The organism is Ruegeria sp. HKCCD6604 (assembly GCF_013110635.1).
Lineage (GTDB): Bacteria > Pseudomonadota > Alphaproteobacteria > Rhodobacterales > Rhodobacteraceae > Ruegeria.
In genome coordinates, this window is record NZ_WVQW01000008.1 from 1 (window position 1) to 20,000 (window position 20,000).

A 20,000-nucleotide genomic window follows, 5' to 3' on the forward strand; every position below is an offset into this window, starting at 1 on the left:
CGCCATCTGCGCGTCGGTTCGTCAATAAAGATCGCTCATGTCTCCCCTCCGTTCTGGGAGCCGTGAGTCACGCAGCGCAGCGAAAATCAATGCATCCTGAGCCTAGCTATGGGGTATAGTGGTGCAGAACGGAATAGCGTGAAACATCGAAACGTATTTTAGATATGGTCAGAAAACATGAGAGTTCCGTGGTGCTCCAAGATTTTGGTTTTGGATTTCCCTCAGCGGCACCAGATAAATCCAAGTCAAACGGATTTCGGTCCTCGAAACGTCCGCTGCCCTGCCGACAGGCGCGTTAAGCGCGTTTCTCTCCGATCGAGGCGACACCCAGAACGTCCAGAACTTTCGCTTCGATATGCTCGGCATTCATGCCGGCCACCGCATACATGTCCGCGGGGCTGGCTTGATCGATGAAGATATCAGGCAAAACCATCGAGCGGTATTTCAGGCCCCGATCAAATACACCTTCATCCGCCAAAAGTTGAGCAACATGGCTGCCAAAACCGCCAACGGCCCCTTCTTCTATGGTGATCAACGCCTCGTGGCGGGACACCAGATCCAGGATCAGGTCACGGTCAAGAGGTTTGGCAAAACGAGCGTCGGCAATCGTGGGTGTTATGCCTTTGGCTGAAAGAGATTCCGCCGCTTTCTGAACCTCTGCCAGACGTGTACCGAATGAAAGCAGAGCAACTCGCGCACCTTCCCGGATAACGCGGCCCTTGCCGATTTCCAGAACCTCGCCGCGTTCGGGCAAGTCGACCCCGACACCTTCGCCGCGCGGATAGCGGAACGCTATGGGGCCTTCGTCATGCGCGGCGGCGGTCGCCACCATATGCATCAACTCGGCCTCGTCAGCGGCAGCCATGACGACCATACCGGGCAGGTTGGCCAAATAGGCAATGTCGAACGATCCCGCATGGGTGGCGCCGTCAGCCCCGACCAAACCTGCCCGGTCGATTGCAAAACGTACGGGCAGGCGCTGAATCGCCACGTCATGTACCACCTGGTCGTAACCACGCTGGAGAAAGGTCGAATACATTGCGCAAAACGGCTTCATTCCTCCTGCGGCAAGCGCAGCCGAAAACGTCACGCCGTGCTGTTCGGCAATCGCCACATCAAAGCAACGTGACGGATAGCGCTCGGCGAACAGGTTGAGGCCAGTTCCGTCGGGCATCGCAGCGGTCACGGCGACGATCTTGTCGTCACGCGCGGCCTCATCGACCAGCGCCTTGCCAAATACAGACGTATAAGAGGGCGCGTTTGAAGGTGCCTTTTTTTGCTCCCCAGTAACCACATCGAACTTGGCCGTGGCATGGCCTTTGTCGCGGGCCTGCTCGGCAGGGGCATACCCCTTGCCTTTTTTCGTCAATACATGGATCAGAATCGGCCCGGCTGCCCGTGATTTGACCGTACGCAGAACAGGCAGCAGCTGGTCCATGTCATGGCCATCTATCGGGCCGAGATAGGAAAACCCAAGCTCTTCGAACAGCGTGCCGCCCACCGCCATGCCTTTCAGCATCTCCTTGGCGCGCTTGGCGCCCTCCCGGAATGGCTCGGGCAGCAATGAGACAGCGCCTTTTGCAGCAGCTTTCAGATCGTGAAACGGTTCTTCGGAATAGATACGCGACAAATAGCTGGACAACGCACCAACTGGCGGCGCGATGCTCATCTCGTTGTCGTTCAGAATGACGATCAGACGCTTTTTCAGGTGGCCTGCATTGTTCATCGCTTCAAAGGCCATGCCCGCCGACATCGAACCATCGCCGATCACCGCAATTGCATCGCCCAGCCCTTCGGGCGTTACACCGCCCAGATCCCGCGCAACAGCAAAGCCCAAAGCAGCGCTGATCGACGTGCTGGAATGCGCCGCGCCAAATGGGTCATAAGGGCTTTCGCTGCGCTTGGTGAAACCACTGAGCCCACCTTTCATGCGCAATGTGCGGATGCGATCACGTCGTTCGGTCAGGATTTTGTGCGGATAACACTGATGACCCACATCCCAGATGATCTTGTCTCGGGGCGTATCAAACACGGCGTGCAAGGCGGTGGTCAGTTCAACAACCCCCAAGCCAGCCCCCAGATGCCCGCCGGTGACGGCAACCGCCGAAATTGTTTCGGCCCGCAACTCCTGTGCGACCTGGTGCAGTTGCGCGTCCGAGAACTGCTTGAGATCCGCAGGGCGGTTCACAAGATCCAGCAGGTGCGTATTGGGGCGGTCAGACATGTGGCGCGTTCCTGGCTTAGCTGTCCCGGGCAATAACGAAGCGGGCGGCTTCCTTCAAGGTTTCCGCCCTCGGACCAAACCCGTCCAAAGCGGCGCAGGCCTGATCCACCAGCTCACTTGCGCGGGCTTTGGCAGCAGGCAGACCCAAAAGCGAAACAAAAGTGGCTTTCCCTGCCTCAGTATCTTTTTGCAATCGCTTGCCCGCCTTTTGGGCATCGCCTTCAATATCAAGGATGTCATCTGCGATCTGAAAAGCAAGACCCATTGCCCGGGCATATCGGCGCAACGGGTCAGGATCGGATCGGGCCATAACGGCGCCAACGCAGGCTGACCACTCGATCAGGGCGCCTGTCTTTCCGGCCTGAAGACGCGTTATTTCATCCAGCGACAGCGGTTCGGCGGCCGTTTCCGCGGCAATGTCCAGCGCCTGTCCCAGCACCATACCTTGTGCGCCGCTGGCTTTGGCCAGGGTCAGGGCAAGGTCTGCGCGAATGTCTGCGGACCCAACCTGCGAACAGGTGCAAAGTTCAAAAGCAAGCGTCTGAAGGGCATCCCCGGCGAGAACAGCCGTGCCCTCATCCCACTCTACGTGAACGGTGGACCGCCCGCGGCGCAGGTCATCGTCATCCATGCAGGGCAGGTCGTCATGCACCAGGGAATAAGCGTGCAGCGCCTCTATGGCCGTAGCCGGCCAGATCGCCCGGTCTTCTTCAACATCATGCAGTCGGGCACTTTCCAATGCCAGAAATCCGCGCAACCGCTTTCCGCCTCGGGTGGCATATGCCATGGCCCGGGTGACATCCACGTCTGCAAACGCGCCCAAAACCAGATCAAAATGGCTTTGAATGCTGGCAGCATCCTGCGCAAGTCTTTCGGGGAACATTCACATACCTTCGACAGGCGTCGTACCGGTCGGCTGACCACTGGCGTCCAGAGTGATCGCTGCGACTTTTTCTTCCGCGCGCTTCAACTCCTCCTCGCACCGCTTTTTCAGCGCCGCGCCGCGTTCGTACAGCGCAATTGATTGATCCAGCGCGACATCGCCACGTTCCAGCTGGCCAACTACGGCTTCAAGCTCTTTCATCGCCTGTTCGAATGTCATCTGGTCTACGGGGGTCTGGGTCATCGGGCTGCCTTTATCAATTCTTCCACATGGGCGCGTGTGGCCTGGGCCAGTGCGTTCAGATCATACCCGCCTTCCAGAGTCGAGACGATACGACCGTCGCAAACCTCGTCAGCAATCCTGCACAGCTCTGCGGTGATCCAGGCGAAGTCATCAGTGGCCCAGTTCAGATTGGCCAGCGGGTCGTCCTGATGGGCGTCGAACCCTGCGGAAATGATAATCAGTTCCGGCCTGAAGGCCCGCAAGCGCGGAAAGGCCTTCGTTTCATAGGCGGTACGCATCTCGGCGCCACCACTGCCGGGCGCCAGAGGGATGTTGAGAACCGTATCATGAGCACCCGTTTCCTCGGGCCGGCCCGATCCGGGCCACAAAGGCATCTGCTGGCTGGTTATCACCAATGCCCGCGCTTCATCCCACAACAGGTCCTGGGTTCCATTGCCGTGATGCACGTCAAAGTCGACCACGGCCACACGTTTCAAACCGTGATGGTCCAGCGCGTGTTTCGCCGCCAATGCTGCATTTCCAAACAGGCAAAAGCCCATGGCCGTTTCGAATTCCGCGTGGTGCCCCGGCGGGCGAATGGCACAGAATGCGTTCGAGGCTTCACCGCTCAAAACCAGATCAACGGCCCGCACCACCGCACCCGCCGCGCGGTAAGCTGCGTCCACCGATCCCGGAGACAGGAACGTATCCCCGTCGATCTGTGCGAACCCGTCCGCAGGGCGCGCGGCCCGAATGTCGCGAACATAGCTCTCGGGGTGAATGCGCAGAAGATCGTCATCCGCAGCCATCGGAGCCGTCACCCGCTTCAGCTCCAGCACTTCCAATGCATGCAGAATATGCTCCAGCCGCGCCACCCGTTCCGGGTGCCCGTCAGGTGTCACATGGCCCAGACAATCGGCGTGGGTCAAAAGGGCGGTTGTCATTGGGATCCCATCTTCATCTGGCTACAAATATCCTCGCCGAAGGCCAAAAAACGCCGCGCAGCGGCATCTCAATCCGGCGCAAGCATATACCCCGCGCCCCGCACAGTCTGCAAATAGCGTGGCTGCTTGGGGTCCTGTTCGATTTTGCGCCGAAGGCGCGTGATCTGCACATCCACCGCGCGCTCCTGCGCCTGACCCTTGTCGCGCCCCAGATCCTCGACCAGCTTGGCGCGGCTGATCGGCTCTCCGGGCTGGGCCGAGAATATCTTCATCAACTGATTTTCGGTTGCGGTCAGACGGACCGGGTCTTCGCCCTGCCACATCTCACCGCGTTCAATGTCATAGCGGATGGGCCCGAGGTTTAGGATCTTCGCGGTGGTTTCTTCTGCCGGTGTTTCCGGCATCCGGCGTAGGATCGCGTTGATCCGCAACAGCAGTTCTTTCGGCTCGAAGGGTTTTGCCAGGTAGTCATCCGCCCCAGCCTCGAGGCCCGCGATCCGGTGTTCCGTCTCGCCCTTTGCTGTCAGCAGCAGGATCGGCGTCGTATGCGTTTCCCGCAAAGAACGGGTCAGACTGACACCATCCTCTCCCGGCATCATCACATCCATGACGATCATGTCGAAATCCAACCCCGACAATACGCGCCGCGCGTGGGCCGCATCCCGTGCCGCAGTAACCAGAAACCCGTTTCGCATCAAAAACTTCTTGAGCAGATCACGAATGCGCTCGTCGTCGTCAACAATCAGAAGATGGGCATCCATTTCGCTCATGAGGTCGTATCCCGAAGTTTCGTATAGGCATGACGCATATCAGCATCCATCATTGCTTCAAGCACTTTGCGAAAACCAGCCACGGCTTCGGGACCGGCATCCTTGTAGGCGGCGCGCATTCTGGCCCGCTGAGCATCCGACAACGTGGTTTCCAGCGACTGCCCCTTTTCTGTCAGAAATAGGTGGCGTTCACGTTTGTCCACTGTTCCCACGCGACTTTCCACCAAACCATCCTCGATCAAGGTTCGCAAAACCCTGTTCAGAGACTGTTTTGTTACGCCAAGAATGGCCAACAAGTTGTTGACAGTCGTGCCCGGCGCGCGGTTGATGAAGTGGATTGCCCGGTGGTGAGCGCGGCCATAGGCCATCTCCGCAAGGATGCGGTCGGGATCAGCGGTAAAGCCGCGATAGGCGAAGAACATGGCCTCGATCCCCTGCCGCAATTGCTCATCGGTCAAAAACAAAAGGCTCTCGCCCCCATAACGCGGGGCCGGGCGGATGTCGGACATATCATGCCTCATTCGTTACTACCGGGCCGAGTTTATGTCAGCGTTATTGACATTCCAAGAGGAGAGCGGTATCGAATCGCAGTTTTTGCGCAATATTGTGTCCGTATCGGACCTAATTGGCGCAATAATCGAAAACTCAACCCGGTTCAGGAGGTTTCGCATGGCGGGGTATGATGATCGTGATGGCACCATTTGGATGGATGGCAAACTGGTGCCCTGGCGTGAGGCCAACGTGCACATTCTGACCCACGCAATGCACTATGCCTCATCGGTATTCGAAGGCGAGCGCGCATATAACGGCAAGATCTTCAAAAGCCGCGACCATTCCCGGCGCCTGATCGCCTCGGCCGAGGCGCTGGACATGCCAATGCCTTATTCGGTTGATGAAATCGAAGCCGCCAAGGAAGAAGCGCTGAAAGCCAGCGGTTTGCAGGACGCGTATGTGCGGGCGCTGGTCTGGCGTGGCTCGGGCGAGGATATGGGCGTCGCCTCGGCCCGCAATCCGGTACGCATGGCGGTCGCGGTCTGGCCCTGGGGTGCCTATTATGGCGATGCCAAGATGCAGGGTGCCAAGCTGGACATTGCCGAGTGGAAACGCCCCAGCCCGGAAACCATCCCCGTCCATGCCAAGGCAGCGGGCCTTTACATGATCTGCACCATTTCCAAGCACAAGGCCGAAGCCAAAGGATGCTCGGACGCTTTGTTCATGGACTGGCGCGGATACGTGGCCGAGGCCACTGGCGCGAACGTATTTTTCGTCAAGGATGGCGAGGTGCATACCCCGCTGGCAGACTGCTTCCTGAACGGCATCACCCGCCAGACGGTGATCCAGATGCTGAAAGACAAGGGCATCACCGTGCATGAACGCCGCATCAAGCCCGAAGAAATGGCTGACTTCGAACAGTGTTGGCTAACCGGCACCGCGGCCGAAGTCACGCCTGTCGGGCAGATCGGCGAATACACATTCGAGGTCGGCGACCTGACCCGCCAAATCGCCGAGGACTACGAGAAACTGGTGCGCTCGTAAGCTTTTGCCCCCGCTTTGTCGGGGGCTTTTTGTTGCAAAACGTGCAATTTATCGTGCAATCCGTTCGGCCATCTGGACGGATTGCACAGATTGCGTATCTTCAGCACATGTTGGACCTTCTCAGCGATATTCTCACCCGCCTTTCCCTGCGCGGCACATTTTATTTCCGCACGTCGTTCACGCCGCCCTTCGGAATTCAGGTGCCAGGGTTCGAAAACGTGGCCCGGTTTCATTTTGTGCAGCGTGGCGAGCTCAAGGTTCATGTCTCGACCACGGGGGAAGCCCTGCGGTTGAGGCAGGGGGATCTGATCCTGATACCCCACGGGGCACCGCACGCATTGCTCTGTGCCGAGGTCAAGCCGTTGGATGCCCTGCCCTTGGAGCAGGTGCTGGAGCGTGCGGGCTACACGGGCGAGGGCGTGTTGGTCTATGGCGGTGATGACGAGGAACGGGATACGCAGCTGATCTGCGGTCACTTCTCTTTTACCGGCCCGGCCGGCCGAAACGGCACCGGGCATATGGTGATCGACCGCCTGCCGCCCTATATCCTGATCGAGAATTATGGCGAAGAGGCGGGATCGTGGATGGAATCCACCCTGCGCATGATCGGCTCTGAGGTTTCAGGCGCGAGGATCGGTGGCGACCTGATCGCGCTGAAACTGTCCGAGGTCCTGTTTGCACAGGCGATCCGGGCCTATCTGGAACGTCAGAGCCCGCAGGATTCCGCGTTGGCAGGATTTGCTGATCAGCGCATCTCGCGGGCGTTGACCGCGTTCCACCAGGCACCGGCCAATGACTGGAGCGTTGCGTCATTGGCACGTGTGGCGGGTATGTCGCGCACGGCCTTTGCTCAGCTTTTTGCTGAAAAGATGGGCACAACGCCGATGCAGTACCTCACGGATTGGCGGATGCAGATCGCATGCCATGGTCTGACCGAGGCACGATGGAACGTGGCAGATGCAGCCGCCGAGGTCGGGTATGCCTCCGAGGCAGCTTTCTCGCGTGTGTTCAAGAAACAGGTTGGGCTATCGCCGGCTGCGTACCGGGCGATGCATTGATCCTCCAAGTTTTCTGAACGATCTGCATGGTATCATAGACGATCAGAAATTCAGCGTTCAACTTCGGCACCTTACCTTTCCTTTATCAATGATTGAAAAAAGGAAGATCTCATGTCCCTGCGTTTCGTTACCCGCTCTGTCCATGCTTATCTCGACTACCCTGTTGCCATTGCCCTCATGACGTTGCCGTTCCTGTTGGGATTGGGTCAGTCAAACCCACTGGCCCTGTGGTTGTCGGTTGTCACCGGTGTTGCTGCGTTTGTTCTGACGGTTCTGACCGATCATCATCTTGGGATTTGGCGGGTCCTTCCCTACAAGTTTCATCTGGCCGTAGACTTGATCGTCGGGATCACCTTCCTGTTTGCACCCAGCGTTCTGGGGTTCTCAGGACTGGATGCGGTGTTTTACTGGCTGAACGGTGCGGCTGTGGTGCTCGTCATCTCGCTCAGCGCGCCCGAGCAGGAAGTCACCGCCTGAAACCGCTGACCACGGCTGTCCCAGTTTCACTGTAATGCTTCAAGTCCGGGCCGCCGGGATCACCAACCGGCGGCTCGTTTTAAAAAAGGTCTGGTTTCAAGGGCATGCTCTCACCGTCTCAACAGGCCATCCGGCTGCGGCTCGCAGCTGCCTCCGAGCGGTCCGTTGTTTCAGCTGACCCAGGTTCGTCCCATTCCAGTCACTGATTGAACCCGCACTGACCTTGGCACGTTTCACCGAGAAGATAAGGTTTTCAGCCTTTGATGAGCCGCTCGGACGAGTGTGAAGTCGCAGGTTTGTCGTGGACTTTCAGCAGCCAATACGGTTGGATTTCGCCATTTCCCTTGATATTGATAACCTCTCGTCTCTCGCAATCCACATATTCGGCTATCTCATCTCTTACCTCGGGTGAGATTTGAACGCGCCCGGGCTCTCCGGTGCTTTCCATTCTTGAGGCGATGTTGACTGTATCACCCCAAACGTCAAAAAACGGTTTGTCGCCGCCGATTACACCTGCGATTACCGGGCCTTTGTGAATTCCGACCCGCAGGGACACCTTTGGATGCAGATTGTCTGTCACCCGCTCGACCGTCGCAATCATATCAATCGCCAACGCCGCCATGCGAACAGAATCCGGTTGCCTCTCTTTGACCGAGGGGTCCAGACCACCTGCAACCATGTAACTGTCACCGATGGTTTTGATTTTCTCCAGCTTGTAGCTCAAAACCAGTTCATCGAATGCTGAGAATACGGAGCCCAGCAATTTGACCGTCGCCCTTGCCCCATTGGCGGCCGCGAATTCAGAAAATCCAGACAAATCAGAAAACAGAATTGTGGCGTCATCAATTCTTTCAGCAATTAGCCTGTCCGGATGTGCTTTGATGCGCTTGGCAATACGTGAAGGCAGCAGAACATTTATCAACCGCTCGGAAACAGCAAATTCCTTTTCCAAAGCGTCTTCGTAACGATCTATTGCGGCATTTGCAGAATAGGAGGTGAAAAAAAGCGCCGAGACGATTCCCAAAATCAGCACAATGAAAATAACATCCTGAGGTTGCCTTACAAATCCGTCCTGATATGACTGCGCAATTATATCCCAAATCGTTTCGCCGGGCGGTATGTGCAAAGGAACGACAAGCGATATGTAAATAAACAATGCTGCGCTGAGGATCGTTATCAAAGTGATCCAGCGCCAATATGCGGCCCCTAGAAAATAAAAAAGCAAGGGCGGGCCGACAAGCAAGACCAGATGATCTTCACCGTTTTTGCCGACGCTGATGTCATGGGCCAGAAACAGGAACAACCACACTGTAAAATAAGCGACTTTGACCTCAAGGCCGAAGCGATCCAGCGTCATCGTCAAAAGCGCCGCGAAGCCAAGACCAAAGTTTACCCATGCAAGATATCTCCAGTCTGGTCCAAGTTGGAACTGGTAGAAAGCTGTGAAACCGAACCCAAGCGACGCAATAAAGGCAGCAACGTTAACAACCTGCATCTTTCGTCTTATTTTTCCATCGTCGATCGGATTTTCAGAGTCCACAATGTGTTTCAGCAAAGCATCGCCCCCGCGCCAACTCTATGCGAAATATCCCCCAAATCCCCATCTTAGTCGATAAGCCCCAGGTTGTTTGTTCAGAAGCTACTTTCGCGTCGCGACGTCAACACAGCCTGAACCGCTTTTGGCCTCGCGCCCGCAAACGGGTGCCCTACCACCCTGAAAACCGGCCATTGGATCAAGTTGGCAACAGCAATTCAGGTGGTGCAGTTTTCAGGGCCTCCAGTTTGCTCTGAATGATTTTCGGTGATTTCTGTTCCAGATAGTAAGCAATGGTTTCCACACGAATTCGAACAGATCCGGCAGGTTTCGTCTCATCGAGATCCTGAAACACGAAGAAAAGCGTTCCAAGCGCTTCGGTAATTTCCTGGACTGGTGAATAAGTCGGCTGATCCATTCCGCATTCATAACTGGAGAACCGGATTGAACAGGTTATCCACGGCATAATGGATCCATAGCGTGCAGCCCACAGAAGTTCGTTGGTGTTTGCGCTGTGGGATGTTTTCCAAATATCCGAAATGTCAAAAGGGCTTTGAATTCGGCCAGCTTTGATCAGATCGCCGTATAACCAATCCAGTATCTCTGCGTCCAATGGCAGGTACTGACCCCAGAGGATCGGATAACCAAAGGCCTGCAACTCACTTTCAATGGCGTGGCCAATTCCGGTGTCCATGTGGTAAGGGCGGCCCAAGGCCAGGATGCAAGGTCGATGTTGTGTGGCGCATTCGGACAGTACCGCCAGACTTTGCCGCCGCAGACTCTGATCAAACTCTTGAAGGGCGTCATAAGCTTTGGCAACCGCAGCGCGCAGTTCAGCCAAGCGCAAGTCGGTGATTACACCCTTCAGGGCGTCGTACAACTGCCGGGTCGCAATTTGTGGGTCTGCCAAGGACACGGCCGGCGAAAGATAATGTACGCCCAGTTCCTTGAACACGTCCTTTTCCCGCCGAAATCCGGCTCGTGTACTTTCGGGGCCGGCAATGACGCGTGGGCAGGCCATGTTTTCCCGGACATGGCCCCGCAAAAAGGATGGGACAGTCAGGATTATGGGAACGAACAGGATATCAATAGGGCGCTTTTGCCCGTCCAGCAATTCACCATAGTGGCCGGACATGCACTTGACGGGGTAACAGCAATCAACAGCACCACGCCCTTTTCCGAATTTCAGCTGCTGTGCTTCCGATGTGTCCGACGAATAGACGATATTGCGGCGATTGATTCCTAGTTCAACAAACAATGTCGTCCAAAACTTATGCGTCGACCACTGGTTTAGGACCCGAGGGATGCCGATCCGAAAATCCCGCTTGGGTGGTTTGGACTTAGCGAAAGGCGCCTTCGCGAACGCTTTCTGCAATATTTGGATTGGCATTCGCTTCCTCGTCGATTTGCTTTTTTCGCGCTTTCATCTCAGCTGCGTCTTCAATCAACCCTTTCGAGCAAGAATTGCCGGTAATCACCCGCTCCCACCCTTCCGCCAGAGGAACCTTGCTGTTTGCCCGGCCACGACCGCCGGGGATCTGAACATCCACAAAGGCCCGGCTGCAGTTCATCGCACACCACTTGCAGGTGGTTTTGCTGTTGGTTGTGCTGACATATTCCAGTTCTTCGACGCGGTCGTGCCCGACGAAGCGGGACGTTTGCCCGGTGTTCACATGTTCGAGCGCAAGAAGGGCGGCACCCAAAGCGCCAGCCTCGCCAGCATGAGGGTGCACGGTAATTTCCGCGTCAGGAATTTTACCCCTGATGAAATCGATCTGGGCTTTGACGACGGCCAGGTTTCGATGTGTTCCACCTTGCAGGACAAACTTCCTGCCGATGGCCTTGAGGTTCTGAAACTGCCCGGCATAGACCCAAACATTCAGGGGCAGGACCGCAGCAAGGCTTGCCATGATTTCTTCTGCCGCCCACCCTTTGCGTTGCTGGTTCACGATGTCGGACTGAAGGAACACGCCGCACCCCATCATCAGTTTCGGCATCCGCTTGGCGCTGAAGGCTTTTTCGGCATAGTCCTCAAGCCGGACATCATAGCGTTCGGCAACGCCTTGAAGAAACGCCCCATTGCCGGAAGAACATTGGGAATTGAGCCGAAAATCGACGACCGCTTTCTGCCGCAACAGCATGATTTTGACATCGGTCCCACCGACGTCGCATATCGCGTCTGCATCGGGATGTATGTGCATGGCAGCAGCCGCATGTGCGACCGTCTCAACCACTGGCACGTCCGCCCCCAAAATATCCTTCAGCAGATCTTTCCCGTACCCCGTCAGGCCAAGAGCGCCGATATCCTCGATCCCTGCATCACGCAACTTGCGGAAAACGGACTTGGCATCTTCGATCGGGTTTCCCTGACTGTGCTGATAGACCGAAGCCTTGATTTCCGCGTCGCGGTCCAACGCCACCGCCTTGACCGTGGTGCTACCGAAATCGCACCCGACATAATATGTCTCGGCCGCAACGGGCTGGGGTATCTGGATCACGGGTTGGGAAAAATCCTCTAGGAACCGGACGAGTTCACCGTTCCGGGCCAAGGCCTCCTGCCCTGTCTTGGCCTTTTCACCGTGCTGGCCTGTTTCCACCCACCATTTCAGGCCATCCGTGCCGGAATAGGCCCGGTATACATTTTGTTCCCGACGAGAGATCTCGACGCAGCCGAGGCTTGCATAGTACAAGGCATCGCCGGGAACCAGGATTGCATCGGTGACGCTTTGTCCTGCTTTCAATACGACATTGCGCTCGTCCCAGAGCGCGGCCAAATGGCTTGCCCATGCCTGCTGAAGACCTTGAAAGAACATGTTCGGCCCACCCAGCAAAAGCACCGATGGTGTGGGGGTGTTGCCTTTTGTCAAAGTCGCCAGGTTCTGCCGCACGACCGCGTCAAACAAGCTTGCGATGATTTCGGTCTTGGGAACTCCGGCCTTGACCAGACTGTTTGCGTCAGTCTCTGCAAAGATCCCGCATTTGGCGCTGATCCGATGAAGGGTTTGACCATCGAATGGCAGAGTGGTCAGCTCGTCCGGGGGAATGTTCAGTTTTCGTGCGGACTTTTCGATAAAGGTGCCCGTACCGCCGCTGCAGGCTGATTGCATATAGACCTGCTTGGCCTTGCCTGCGGAGGTTGGCGTGAAGAACAACGTCTTCATGTCTTCACCGCCAATTTCAGACACGAAATGCACATCCGGATGCAACGCTTCGACGGCGGCGGCGACGGCGACAACTTCCTGGATTTGCCGCGCGTTCACATGATCTGCCAGTGTCCCTGCCCCGGATCCTGTAAACGTGACGACATCGAGACCGGCGGTCAGGCCGGCCTCCAGCTCCATCTGCGACAGCAGTTCAAGGGTTTTCTCGGCCTGGCGTGTTTTGTGACGACCATAGGCTTTCCAGATGACTTCGCCATCTTCTACCACGACGCCTTTTACAGTTGTCGATCCAATATCTACCCCAGCGAATTTCACAACGTGGCATTTCCCAGCTCAAGCACGACATTGGATGCCGTACCCACGGCGCCGCGATGGGGAACTTTCCAAAATGGCTTGTTGACCTTGGGATGCTCTTTGGCGCGCTTTCTGGCCTCGTCCGCAGTCAACCCGGCGGCGGCAAGAGCAGATTCAAATTCCTCCTGCGCGCGGATCTTGGCGTCTGCCAGCACCATCTGGCACCGCGACAAAGCGTGTACGTCGCTGTCCCCTTTCACCTCGATTGGGGCATACAGCATGTCGGGATACCGGCCCTGTACGGCCGCCATTGCGCCGATGCTCATTGTGTTGGGAAGGCAGCCATAGGGCGACAGCTCGCAAATCATATGTGCTTTTCGCTGGGTATGCGCCCAGATCGCCTTGGCGATCAGCAAATCACCCTCACCCCCGTTGATCATGTTGTCAAAAAAAGGAGCCGCCAGTTTCCGCAGCTTGTCCTGATCGGGCATCGGACGGGGAACGCCCCCAAGCGTCCGGCGCATCTGATCGTATTTGAACCTGAAAAAGCGCTGCCCAACTTTCAGCAGAACATAATTCTGACGCGCTTTTTCTTTTATCCCGAAACCCAGCTTCAGCTTTTGTCCGCCATACCGCATCAGGTAGTCGAACCATACGACCATCGGCGCCGGCTGAACTTCGGCGCCTTCGCCTTCAAGCCAGTTATGCATATTGTAGTTCTGCACCCCTTCGGCGGTGGCCAGATAGAACTCGCCGGTAATCTTGACCATCGGCTTGACCCTCAAGCGATCAAGCTGGATGTCTTCAAAATGGCCGCGCGCACGCCTCATGGCCTTCAGGAAGCGTCTGGTCGTCGCATGCCACAGGACTGATCCCCATTTCGGCATGTGTTTCGGCCTGCTCAACATGACGTCGTATATCTCGGAAACCGCCTTCTGAGCCGCCCGGTTGGTCGCTCCTTGCTCTAGCTCATAGGGTCGCAGCTGGTATTCCAGATCCTGAATGGCATCCGCAGCCATCATGCCCAAGGCCGTGCTCAGCAGCAGGTGAATGTCAGTCTGCAAACCGGCGTCTTTGCCTTTCGACTGATCGATTTCATGCTGCTGAACCAGGAACATCCTGAACGCCTCGAGCCCCAGATTCTTCAGCGCAAGCTCATAGCTTTGGTGATATTGACCGAAACGGCAGGCTCCGCAGGCCCCGGCGGTCACATAAACATATTTTTCGGCCACTTCGTCAGCCCCGATGGCCTCGGCTTCGTTTCTGAGGAAACTCGACAAGTTGCCGGTCGTGAAGGCGGTGGGGCAGCACTGTCCGACATCCGCCAGTTCACGTCCCAGGTACAAGTCTTCAACTGTCACATCAGGCAGGCGCTGCGCATAGTAGCCCGCGCTTTTGAACAGGCCTTCCAGCAGTTTTTCGGCGCGCCATGTGACCCCACCAAACAACAGGGTGACATCCTTGCGCTGATCCGCAGTAAAAGGACGAGGTTCGTAAGCCCTATAGGACTCTTCCAAAATACGACTCATAAAAATACCCCCCAACCAACATAACATGTATTTACAATGCACAATATATTATTCCTGAATCGCCCCCTGCACCGGGAATCCGCTTGAAACAGGGCCATCGGAATTTCAGGTTTTCTTGGGCGCCGGTCAGGCACTCTCAGCCTGGAAATCCATCAAATACCCAGAAATTTTCGTGCATTTCCTTCAAAGAAGTTGGGTGCACAAGGATTGATCTGTGGATCACTGAAGAACGTGTCAAATTCGATCAGGTATTCACGGGTTCTGCCGACCATCAGGGGCATCGCCCAATCCGTTCCGAAACACACTTTGTCGCGGAAATGGTGCGGTGCGCCTTGGGTTCTCTTGCCCACTAGTACTGATTTTAATCGCTGAAATATCTTTGGTTTGAGCTTTGTGTCCAGAATTCCCAAAATATGACCCAAGCCAAGATAGACATTGTCGAATTCCTCAACCAAGCGAATAGCACGATAGGCAAATGTTTGCTTGAAATGGGTGTTATCTGCTGCCCAACCCATCCAATCCACTTCTTTTGCGCCACCACCATGAGCCAGGAACAACCAAAGGTTCCGGGCATTGTGGGTCTCCATCGCGTGCTTCCATAACTCTGGATCGGAATAGACGCCGTATCCTTTCTCCACCTCAAATCCCATCGGGTTGCAATGGGCAAACAAACGCAGGTCGTGGCTGGAGAAATGGCGAATGATGTCACCCATCTTGGCCTGTACCATCGGGTAGGGCGCCGGGTTCTGCGCTTTTTCTCTGTACTTGTCCAGACTTCGCCCAGAGGCGACCGGGGTCTGGTAGCCGCGCATATCGATCGGGCAGATCCCCAAGGGCGGATAGATTTTGTAGCCCGTTATCCCTAGTTCAACGCCTGTATCGACGATCTGTTTCCAGTTCCCGCCCCGAAACGGGTCAACCGCACCAAAATTGATCAATTCATTCGGGTTCTCAGCTGCGAGCAACTGCATCCGCTCCATTTGTTCTGTGAAGTCGAAATACGGCGGCAGGAATCCGGGCATCCAAAATTCCTTGAGCTTGTCGAAGGCGCGGCGCATATCCAGCAGGACGCCCACGAATAGGCTGGCTTCCGGGTCACTTTCCTGACCCTTCTTCTTGAAATCCCTCTTGAGCGCTTTGAACCGGTTTCGCTCGGACAAGGTCATGATGACAAAGAATTCAAGCAACTGAAAGATAATGCCGATTTGACCGATTGGAATGCCGACGGCACGAAAACCTGCATCAGATCCAGGTTTGTACAACCCACCCGGCGGCATGTGGTCAGCTTCATGAAAGAAACCGCTTTCTGCCGCTTTTTGACCAGCGACCCGGAAGGCCTCGGCCAGAAACCGATCCAGCAAATCAGCTTCCGTGCCACTGTCCCCAAAAGCGGACCTGTCAGAAATTCTGCCACCGCCCACAAGCTGAACACCTATTGGGAGGTCGCCCGCCCTTGAATAGTTGATATCATGGTCAATATCGTTGAGGGCTCGGATCAGCTCCTCTATGTCCTTCCAATCCTGGTGGCTGGGGTTGGGTGTCGATTGATACTCTCTGATTTTCTTACGAACAGGAAGTGCAATGGCTCGCATAAGCCGGTCCACATCGTGATTGAGCAATGCGTCGATCAAATCGTCCTGATCAGGTTCTTCCGTCGCGGGTCTGCTGAAGTCGCTCATTCGGGTCAAACGAACCGCCAGCACGGCCAAGCCAAGCGAAAACAAATACAGTGAAGTGAACGAGTAGAAGATACTGTGCAACGGCAGATATCGCGCCGTGAACAGGTGGGTGTGCATGTCAATAAAGGTGTTTTTTCCAGTCATATTTTTGGCTCCACGAAATAGAATTCAGCCGAGAATTTTCTGTATTCGTATGACTTTGCTGTCAAAAACCGGAAATGGCTTTTGGCTTTAATCTGCTGATTTTAAGGTGTTTCGCATGATTTTGCAATTTTTAGGCCCGGCAAGCCGCCTCGCCGAGTCCGAGTTGAGCAGTGATTTCTACTGTTAGTTCATTTGAGTTGGAAGCAGAGTTTCTTAACACCGAAAGCCGAATGAAATTAAATCCGTCACTTTGAGCATTGTTTCCGCTCGGTGGGCAGGTCCAAACAGGAATTGACTCATCGATGCCTACCAACCGTTCAACCAATTCGAGTCTATTAGCCAATTGAGGATTAGTTTCGGGTCAAACGGTCTAAGGGACTGTTGGTGGATCCAACGGTGGCTTTAAGAATTAGTTACGGGAGTAGGATTTGAACCTCTGACCTTCAGGTTGTGGGCCTGACGAGGTTTGATCGTTTAGCGAACAGTCCAGTGGACTGTTTGTAGATCGAACGGTCTGCTGGAATTATTGGTTGCGGGAGCAGGATTTGAACCTGCGACCTTCAGGTTATGAGCCTGACGAGCTACCGGGCTGCTCCATCCCGCGACAGTTTTTGTGACCTAGCGCTTACGCTACTTGAGGTCTTTGGTTGGCCTATCGCTTGCGCTATTTGAGGCCGGGTATTGTTTTTTTGATTGTTTAGAGAGATGTGGGCTTTTACTAGGTTTGGCGGTGACCTACTCTCCCGGGGCTTAAGCCCAAGTACCATTGGCGCGGCAGTGCTTAACTTCCGGGTTCGGGATGGGACCGGGTGTTTCACTTGCGCTATGACCACCAAACCGAGGAAAAGCCCCCGTCGCTCTTTTTGCTTTGCAAAAAGGCGACGCGCGGGATGCAGCGTATTCGCTTGCGAATGCGCGTTCCCGCACGGTTATTATGTCAATCAACAGTGTCGCTTGGCGCGACACAGCCATCCTTGGTCAAAGGTGTGTATGTTTTTGATTTGTCTTTCTGTTACTGGATCAAATCAAGCCTATCGGGCGATTAGTACCGGTCAACTGAACGCATTGCTGCGCTTACATCTCCGGCCTATTGACGTGGTGGTCTTCCACGGCCCTCAGGGAGACCTTGTTTTGAGGGGGGCTTCCCGCTTAGATGCCTTCAGCGGTTATCCTGTCCGATCATAGCTACCCAGCACTGCCGTTGGCACGACAACTGGTCCACCAGTGGATCGTTCACCCCGGTCCTCTCGTACTAGGGGCAACTCCTCTCAAGTCTCCTACACCCACGGCAGATAGGGACCGAACTGTCTCACGACGTTCTAAACCCAGCTCACGTACCTCTTTAAACGGCGAACAGCCGTACCCTTGGGACCTGCTCCAGCCCCAGGATGAGATGAGCCGACATCGAGGTGCCAAACACTGCCGTCGATATGGACTCTTGGGCAGTATCAGCCTGTTATCCCCGGCGTACCTTTTATCCGTTGAGCGATGGCCCTTCCACTCGGGACCACCGGATCACTATGGCCGTCTTTCGACTCTGCTCGACTTGTCAGTCTCGCAGTCAGGCTGGCTTCTGCCATTGCACTCAACGAGCGATTTCCGACCGCTCTGAGCCAACCTTCGCGCGCCTCCGTTACGCTTTAGGAGGCGACCGCCCCAGTCAAACTACCCGCCACGCAGGGTCCCGGATCCGGATAACGGACCGCGGTTAGACATCAAGAGTGCGAAGGGTGGTATCTCAAGGGAGGCTCCACAAGAACTGGCGTTCCTGCTTCAAAGCCTACCACCTATCCTGCACATCACAATCCTGATGCCAGTGCGAAGCTGTAGTAAAGGTGCACGGGGTCTTTCCGTCTAACCGCGGGAAGCCTGCATCTTGACAGGCAATTCAATTTCGCTGAGTCGATGTTGGAGACAGCGGGGAAGTCGTTACGCCATTCGTGCAGGTCGGAACTTACCCGACAAGGAATTTCGCTACCTTAGGACCGTTATAGTTACGGCCGCCGTTTACCTGGGCTTCAATTCAAGGCTCTCACCTCTCCTTTTAACCTTCAGGCACCGGGCAGGCGTCAGACCCTATACGTCGTCTTGCGACTTCGCAGAGCCCTGTGTTTTTAATAAACAGTCGCCACCCCCTGGTTTGTGCCCCCAGCCCCTAGTTGCCTAGGAACCGGGCCTCCTTCTCGCGAACTTACGGAGGTATTTTGCCGAGTTCCTTCAACATCGTTCTCTCAAGCGCCTTGGTATGCTCTACCAGTCCACCTGTGTCGGTTTAGGGTACGGTCTGATGGAGGGCTATTTCCAGGAACCACTCAGCAGCCCAATCAATCCGATAAGATTGAACTACACCTGTGATCCGTCACATCCTCCTGGCCTAGGAATATTAACCTAGTTCCCATCGCCTACGCCTTTCGGCCTCGGCTTAGGGGCCGGCTTACCCTGCTCAGATTAGCTTTAAGCAGGAACCCTTGGACTTTCGGCGAGAGTGTCTCTCACACTCTTTGTCGCTACTCATGTCATCATTCTCACTAGTGATCTCTCCACCGGATGGCTCACGCCCCGGCTTCATCGAAAGAACTCTATCCTGCGCTACCGCCTATTCGGCTACTTGAGCGCGATTACTCGCGCCACATAACCGGCGGCAATACAGGATGAGTTCTATGTCACACTACGCTCTGCTACCATGCCTTACGGCATCCTAAGCTTCGGCTCATGGCTTGAGCCCCGTTACATCTTCGCCGCAGGACAACTTGTTTAGACCAGTGAGCTGTTACGCTATCTTTAAAGGATGGCTGCTTCTAAGCCAACCTCCTGGTTGTTTTGGTCGTCCCACCTGCTTTCCCACTTAGCCATGAATTGGGGGCCTTAGCTGTAGGTCAGGGTTGTTTCCCTCTCCACTACGGACGTTAGCATCCGCAGTGTGTCTGCCATCTAGTACTCCCGGGTATTCGGAGTTTGGTTAGGATCAGTAAGCCTGTGGGGCCCCATTACCCATCCAGTGCTCTACCCCCCGGGGTATTCGGATGACGCTCTACCTAAATAGATTTCGCAGAGAACCAGCTATCTCCGAGTTTGATTGGCCTTTCACCCCTAGGCACAGCTCATCCCGATCCTTTTCAACGGATGTGGGTTCGGTCCTCCAGTAAGTGTTACCTTACCTTCAACCTGGCCATGCCTAGATCACTCGGTTTCGGGTCTGATCCCACGAACTCATTCGCCCTATTAAGACTCGCTTTCGCTACGCCTACACCTAACGGCTTAAGCTTGCTCGTGAGACCAAGTCGATGACCCATTATACAAAAGGTACGCCGTCAGCTCGCAAGGAGCCTCCGACTGATTGTAGGCGTTCGGTTTCAGGTACTGTTTCACTCCCCTCGTCGGGGTGCTTTTCACCTTTCCCTCACGGTACTGGTTCGCTATCGGTCAGCAAGGAGTACTTAGCCTTCGAAGGTGGTCCTCCGATCTTCAGACAGAATTTCACGTGTTCCGCCCTACTTAATACGTCCGTCAAAGCTTCCTATACGGGGCTGTCACCCGCTATGGCC

Annotated in this window: 14 protein-coding genes, 1 tRNA gene and 2 rRNA genes (1 of these 17 running past the window's edge); 3 read left to right on the top strand and 14 right to left on the bottom strand. The window is 55.5% G+C overall.

Going from position 1 to position 20,000, the window contains the following annotated elements:
• Window positions 1–295: 295 nt before the first annotated feature.
• The 6 genes from dxs to GS614_RS16995 form a co-directional block, all read right to left on the bottom strand.
• Window positions 296–2,224 (bottom strand): 1-deoxy-D-xylulose-5-phosphate synthase, encoded by a 1,929-nt coding sequence (gene dxs, locus GS614_RS16970; protein ID WP_171726872.1) that lies wholly within the window; start codon window positions 2,222–2,224, stop codon window positions 296–298.
• A 16-nt stretch (window positions 2,225–2,240) separates the two neighbouring features.
• Window positions 2,241–3,107, bottom strand: coding sequence for a polyprenyl synthetase family protein (locus GS614_RS16975; protein ID WP_171726873.1), 867 nt, complete (start codon window positions 3,105–3,107; stop codon window positions 2,241–2,243).
• Window positions 3,108–3,350 (bottom strand): exodeoxyribonuclease VII small subunit, encoded by a 243-nt coding sequence (locus GS614_RS16980; RefSeq protein ID WP_152459693.1) that lies wholly within the window; start codon window positions 3,348–3,350, stop codon window positions 3,108–3,110.
• Complete coding sequence (locus GS614_RS16985; protein ID WP_171726874.1) at window positions 3,347–4,273, bottom strand: histone deacetylase family protein; 927 nt, start codon at window positions 4,271–4,273, stop codon at window positions 3,347–3,349. The genes GS614_RS16980 and GS614_RS16985 overlap by 4 nt, the downstream gene beginning before the upstream one ends.
• 68 nt (window positions 4,274–4,341) lie before the next feature.
• Window positions 4,342–5,043, bottom strand: coding sequence for a response regulator (locus tag GS614_RS16990; RefSeq protein ID WP_171726875.1), 702 nt, complete (start codon window positions 5,041–5,043; stop codon window positions 4,342–4,344).
• Complete coding sequence (locus GS614_RS16995; protein ID WP_170347566.1) at window positions 5,040–5,552, bottom strand: MarR family winged helix-turn-helix transcriptional regulator; 513 nt, start codon at window positions 5,550–5,552, stop codon at window positions 5,040–5,042. The genes GS614_RS16990 and GS614_RS16995 overlap by 4 nt, the downstream gene beginning before the upstream one ends.
• 160 nt (window positions 5,553–5,712) lie before the next feature.
• On the opposite strand from GS614_RS16995, the gene GS614_RS17000 reads away from it, so the two are divergent.
• The 3 genes from GS614_RS17000 to GS614_RS17010 all read left to right on the top strand — a co-directional run bounded on the left by GS614_RS17000 (window position 5,713) and on the right by GS614_RS17010 (window position 8,114).
• The gene (locus tag GS614_RS17000) at window positions 5,713–6,579 is read left to right on the top strand and encodes a branched-chain amino acid aminotransferase (RefSeq protein ID WP_171726876.1); all 867 of its coding nucleotides are present in this window, start codon (window positions 5,713–5,715) and stop codon (window positions 6,577–6,579) included.
• Window positions 6,580–6,686: 107 nt separating this feature from the next.
• Window positions 6,687–7,637, top strand: a complete 951-nt coding sequence (locus GS614_RS17005; RefSeq protein WP_171726877.1) for an AraC family transcriptional regulator — start codon at window positions 6,687–6,689, stop codon at window positions 7,635–7,637.
• A gap of 111 nt (window positions 7,638–7,748) precedes the next feature.
• Window positions 7,749–8,114 carry a hypothetical protein gene (locus GS614_RS17010; protein ID WP_171726878.1) on the top strand — a complete coding sequence of 122 codons (366 nt, stop codon included), beginning with the start codon at window positions 7,749–7,751 and terminating at the stop codon, window positions 8,112–8,114.
• 253 nt (window positions 8,115–8,367) lie between these two features.
• Here GS614_RS17010 and GS614_RS17015 read toward each other — a convergent pair whose 3' ends face one another.
• The 8 genes from GS614_RS17015 to GS614_RS17050 form a co-directional block, all read right to left on the bottom strand.
• Complete coding sequence (locus GS614_RS17015; protein WP_216601195.1) at window positions 8,368–9,669, bottom strand: adenylate/guanylate cyclase domain-containing protein; 1,302 nt, start codon at window positions 9,667–9,669, stop codon at window positions 8,368–8,370.
• Between the two features lie 178 nt (window positions 9,670–9,847).
• Window positions 9,848–11,038 (bottom strand): acyl-CoA dehydratase activase-related protein, encoded by a 1,191-nt coding sequence (locus GS614_RS17020; protein ID WP_171364723.1) that lies wholly within the window; start codon window positions 11,036–11,038, stop codon window positions 9,848–9,850.
• Window positions 10,989–13,124 carry a BadF/BadG/BcrA/BcrD ATPase family protein gene (locus tag GS614_RS17025; protein WP_171726880.1) on the bottom strand — a complete coding sequence of 712 codons (2,136 nt, stop codon included), beginning with the start codon at window positions 13,122–13,124 and terminating at the stop codon, window positions 10,989–10,991. Before GS614_RS17025 ends, GS614_RS17020 begins: the two co-directional genes overlap by 50 nt.
• Window positions 13,121–14,632 (bottom strand): hypothetical protein, encoded by a 1,512-nt coding sequence (locus GS614_RS17030; RefSeq protein WP_171726881.1) that lies wholly within the window; start codon window positions 14,630–14,632, stop codon window positions 13,121–13,123. Before GS614_RS17030 ends, GS614_RS17025 begins: the two co-directional genes overlap by 4 nt.
• A gap of 152 nt (window positions 14,633–14,784) precedes the next feature.
• A complete protein-coding gene (locus GS614_RS17035) occupies window positions 14,785–16,455 on the bottom strand; it encodes a hypothetical protein (RefSeq protein WP_171726882.1) in 1,671 nt (556 codons plus the stop codon).
• Window positions 16,456–16,982: 527 nt separating this feature from the next.
• Window positions 16,983–17,059, bottom strand: a tRNA-Met gene (locus GS614_RS17040).
• 118 nt (window positions 17,060–17,177) lie between these two features.
• A 5S ribosomal RNA gene (rrf, locus tag GS614_RS17045) occupies window positions 17,178–17,292 on the bottom strand.
• A gap of 184 nt (window positions 17,293–17,476) precedes the next feature.
• Window positions 17,477–20,000, bottom strand: a 23S ribosomal RNA gene (locus tag GS614_RS17050); it runs 342 nt beyond the window's last position.

Bases quoted from the DNA above. Each gene is read 5' to 3' on its own strand.
- dxs (WP_171726872.1), bottom strand. From the start codon at position 2,224: ATGTCTGACCGCCCCAATACGCACCTGCTGGATCTTGTGAACCGCCCT.
- GS614_RS16975 (WP_171726873.1), bottom strand. From the start codon at position 3,107: ATGTTCCCCGAAAGACTTGCGCAGGATGCTGCCAGCATTCAAAGCCAT.
- GS614_RS16980 (WP_152459693.1), bottom strand. From the start codon at position 3,350: ATGACCCAGACCCCCGTAGACCAGATGACATTCGAACAGGCGATGAAA.
- GS614_RS16985 (WP_171726874.1), bottom strand. From the start codon at position 4,273: ATGACAACCGCCCTTTTGACCCACGCCGATTGTCTGGGCCATGTGACA.
- GS614_RS16990 (WP_171726875.1), bottom strand. From the start codon at position 5,043: ATGAGCGAAATGGATGCCCATCTTCTGATTGTTGACGACGACGAGCGC.
- GS614_RS16995 (WP_170347566.1), bottom strand. From the start codon at position 5,552: ATGTCCGACATCCGCCCGGCCCCGCGTTATGGGGGCGAGAGCCTTTTG.
- GS614_RS17000 (WP_171726876.1), top strand. From the start codon at position 5,713: ATGGCGGGGTATGATGATCGTGATGGCACCATTTGGATGGATGGCAAA.
- GS614_RS17005 (WP_171726877.1), top strand. From the start codon at position 6,687: ATGTTGGACCTTCTCAGCGATATTCTCACCCGCCTTTCCCTGCGCGGC.
- GS614_RS17010 (WP_171726878.1), top strand. From the start codon at position 7,749: ATGTCCCTGCGTTTCGTTACCCGCTCTGTCCATGCTTATCTCGACTAC.
- GS614_RS17020 (WP_171364723.1), bottom strand. From the start codon at position 11,038: ATGCCAATCCAAATATTGCAGAAAGCGTTCGCGAAGGCGCCTTTCGCT.
- GS614_RS17030 (WP_171726881.1), bottom strand. From the start codon at position 14,632: ATGAGTCGTATTTTGGAAGAGTCCTATAGGGCTTACGAACCTCGTCCT.
- GS614_RS17035 (WP_171726882.1), bottom strand. From the start codon at position 16,455: ATGACTGGAAAAAACACCTTTATTGACATGCACACCCACCTGTTCACG.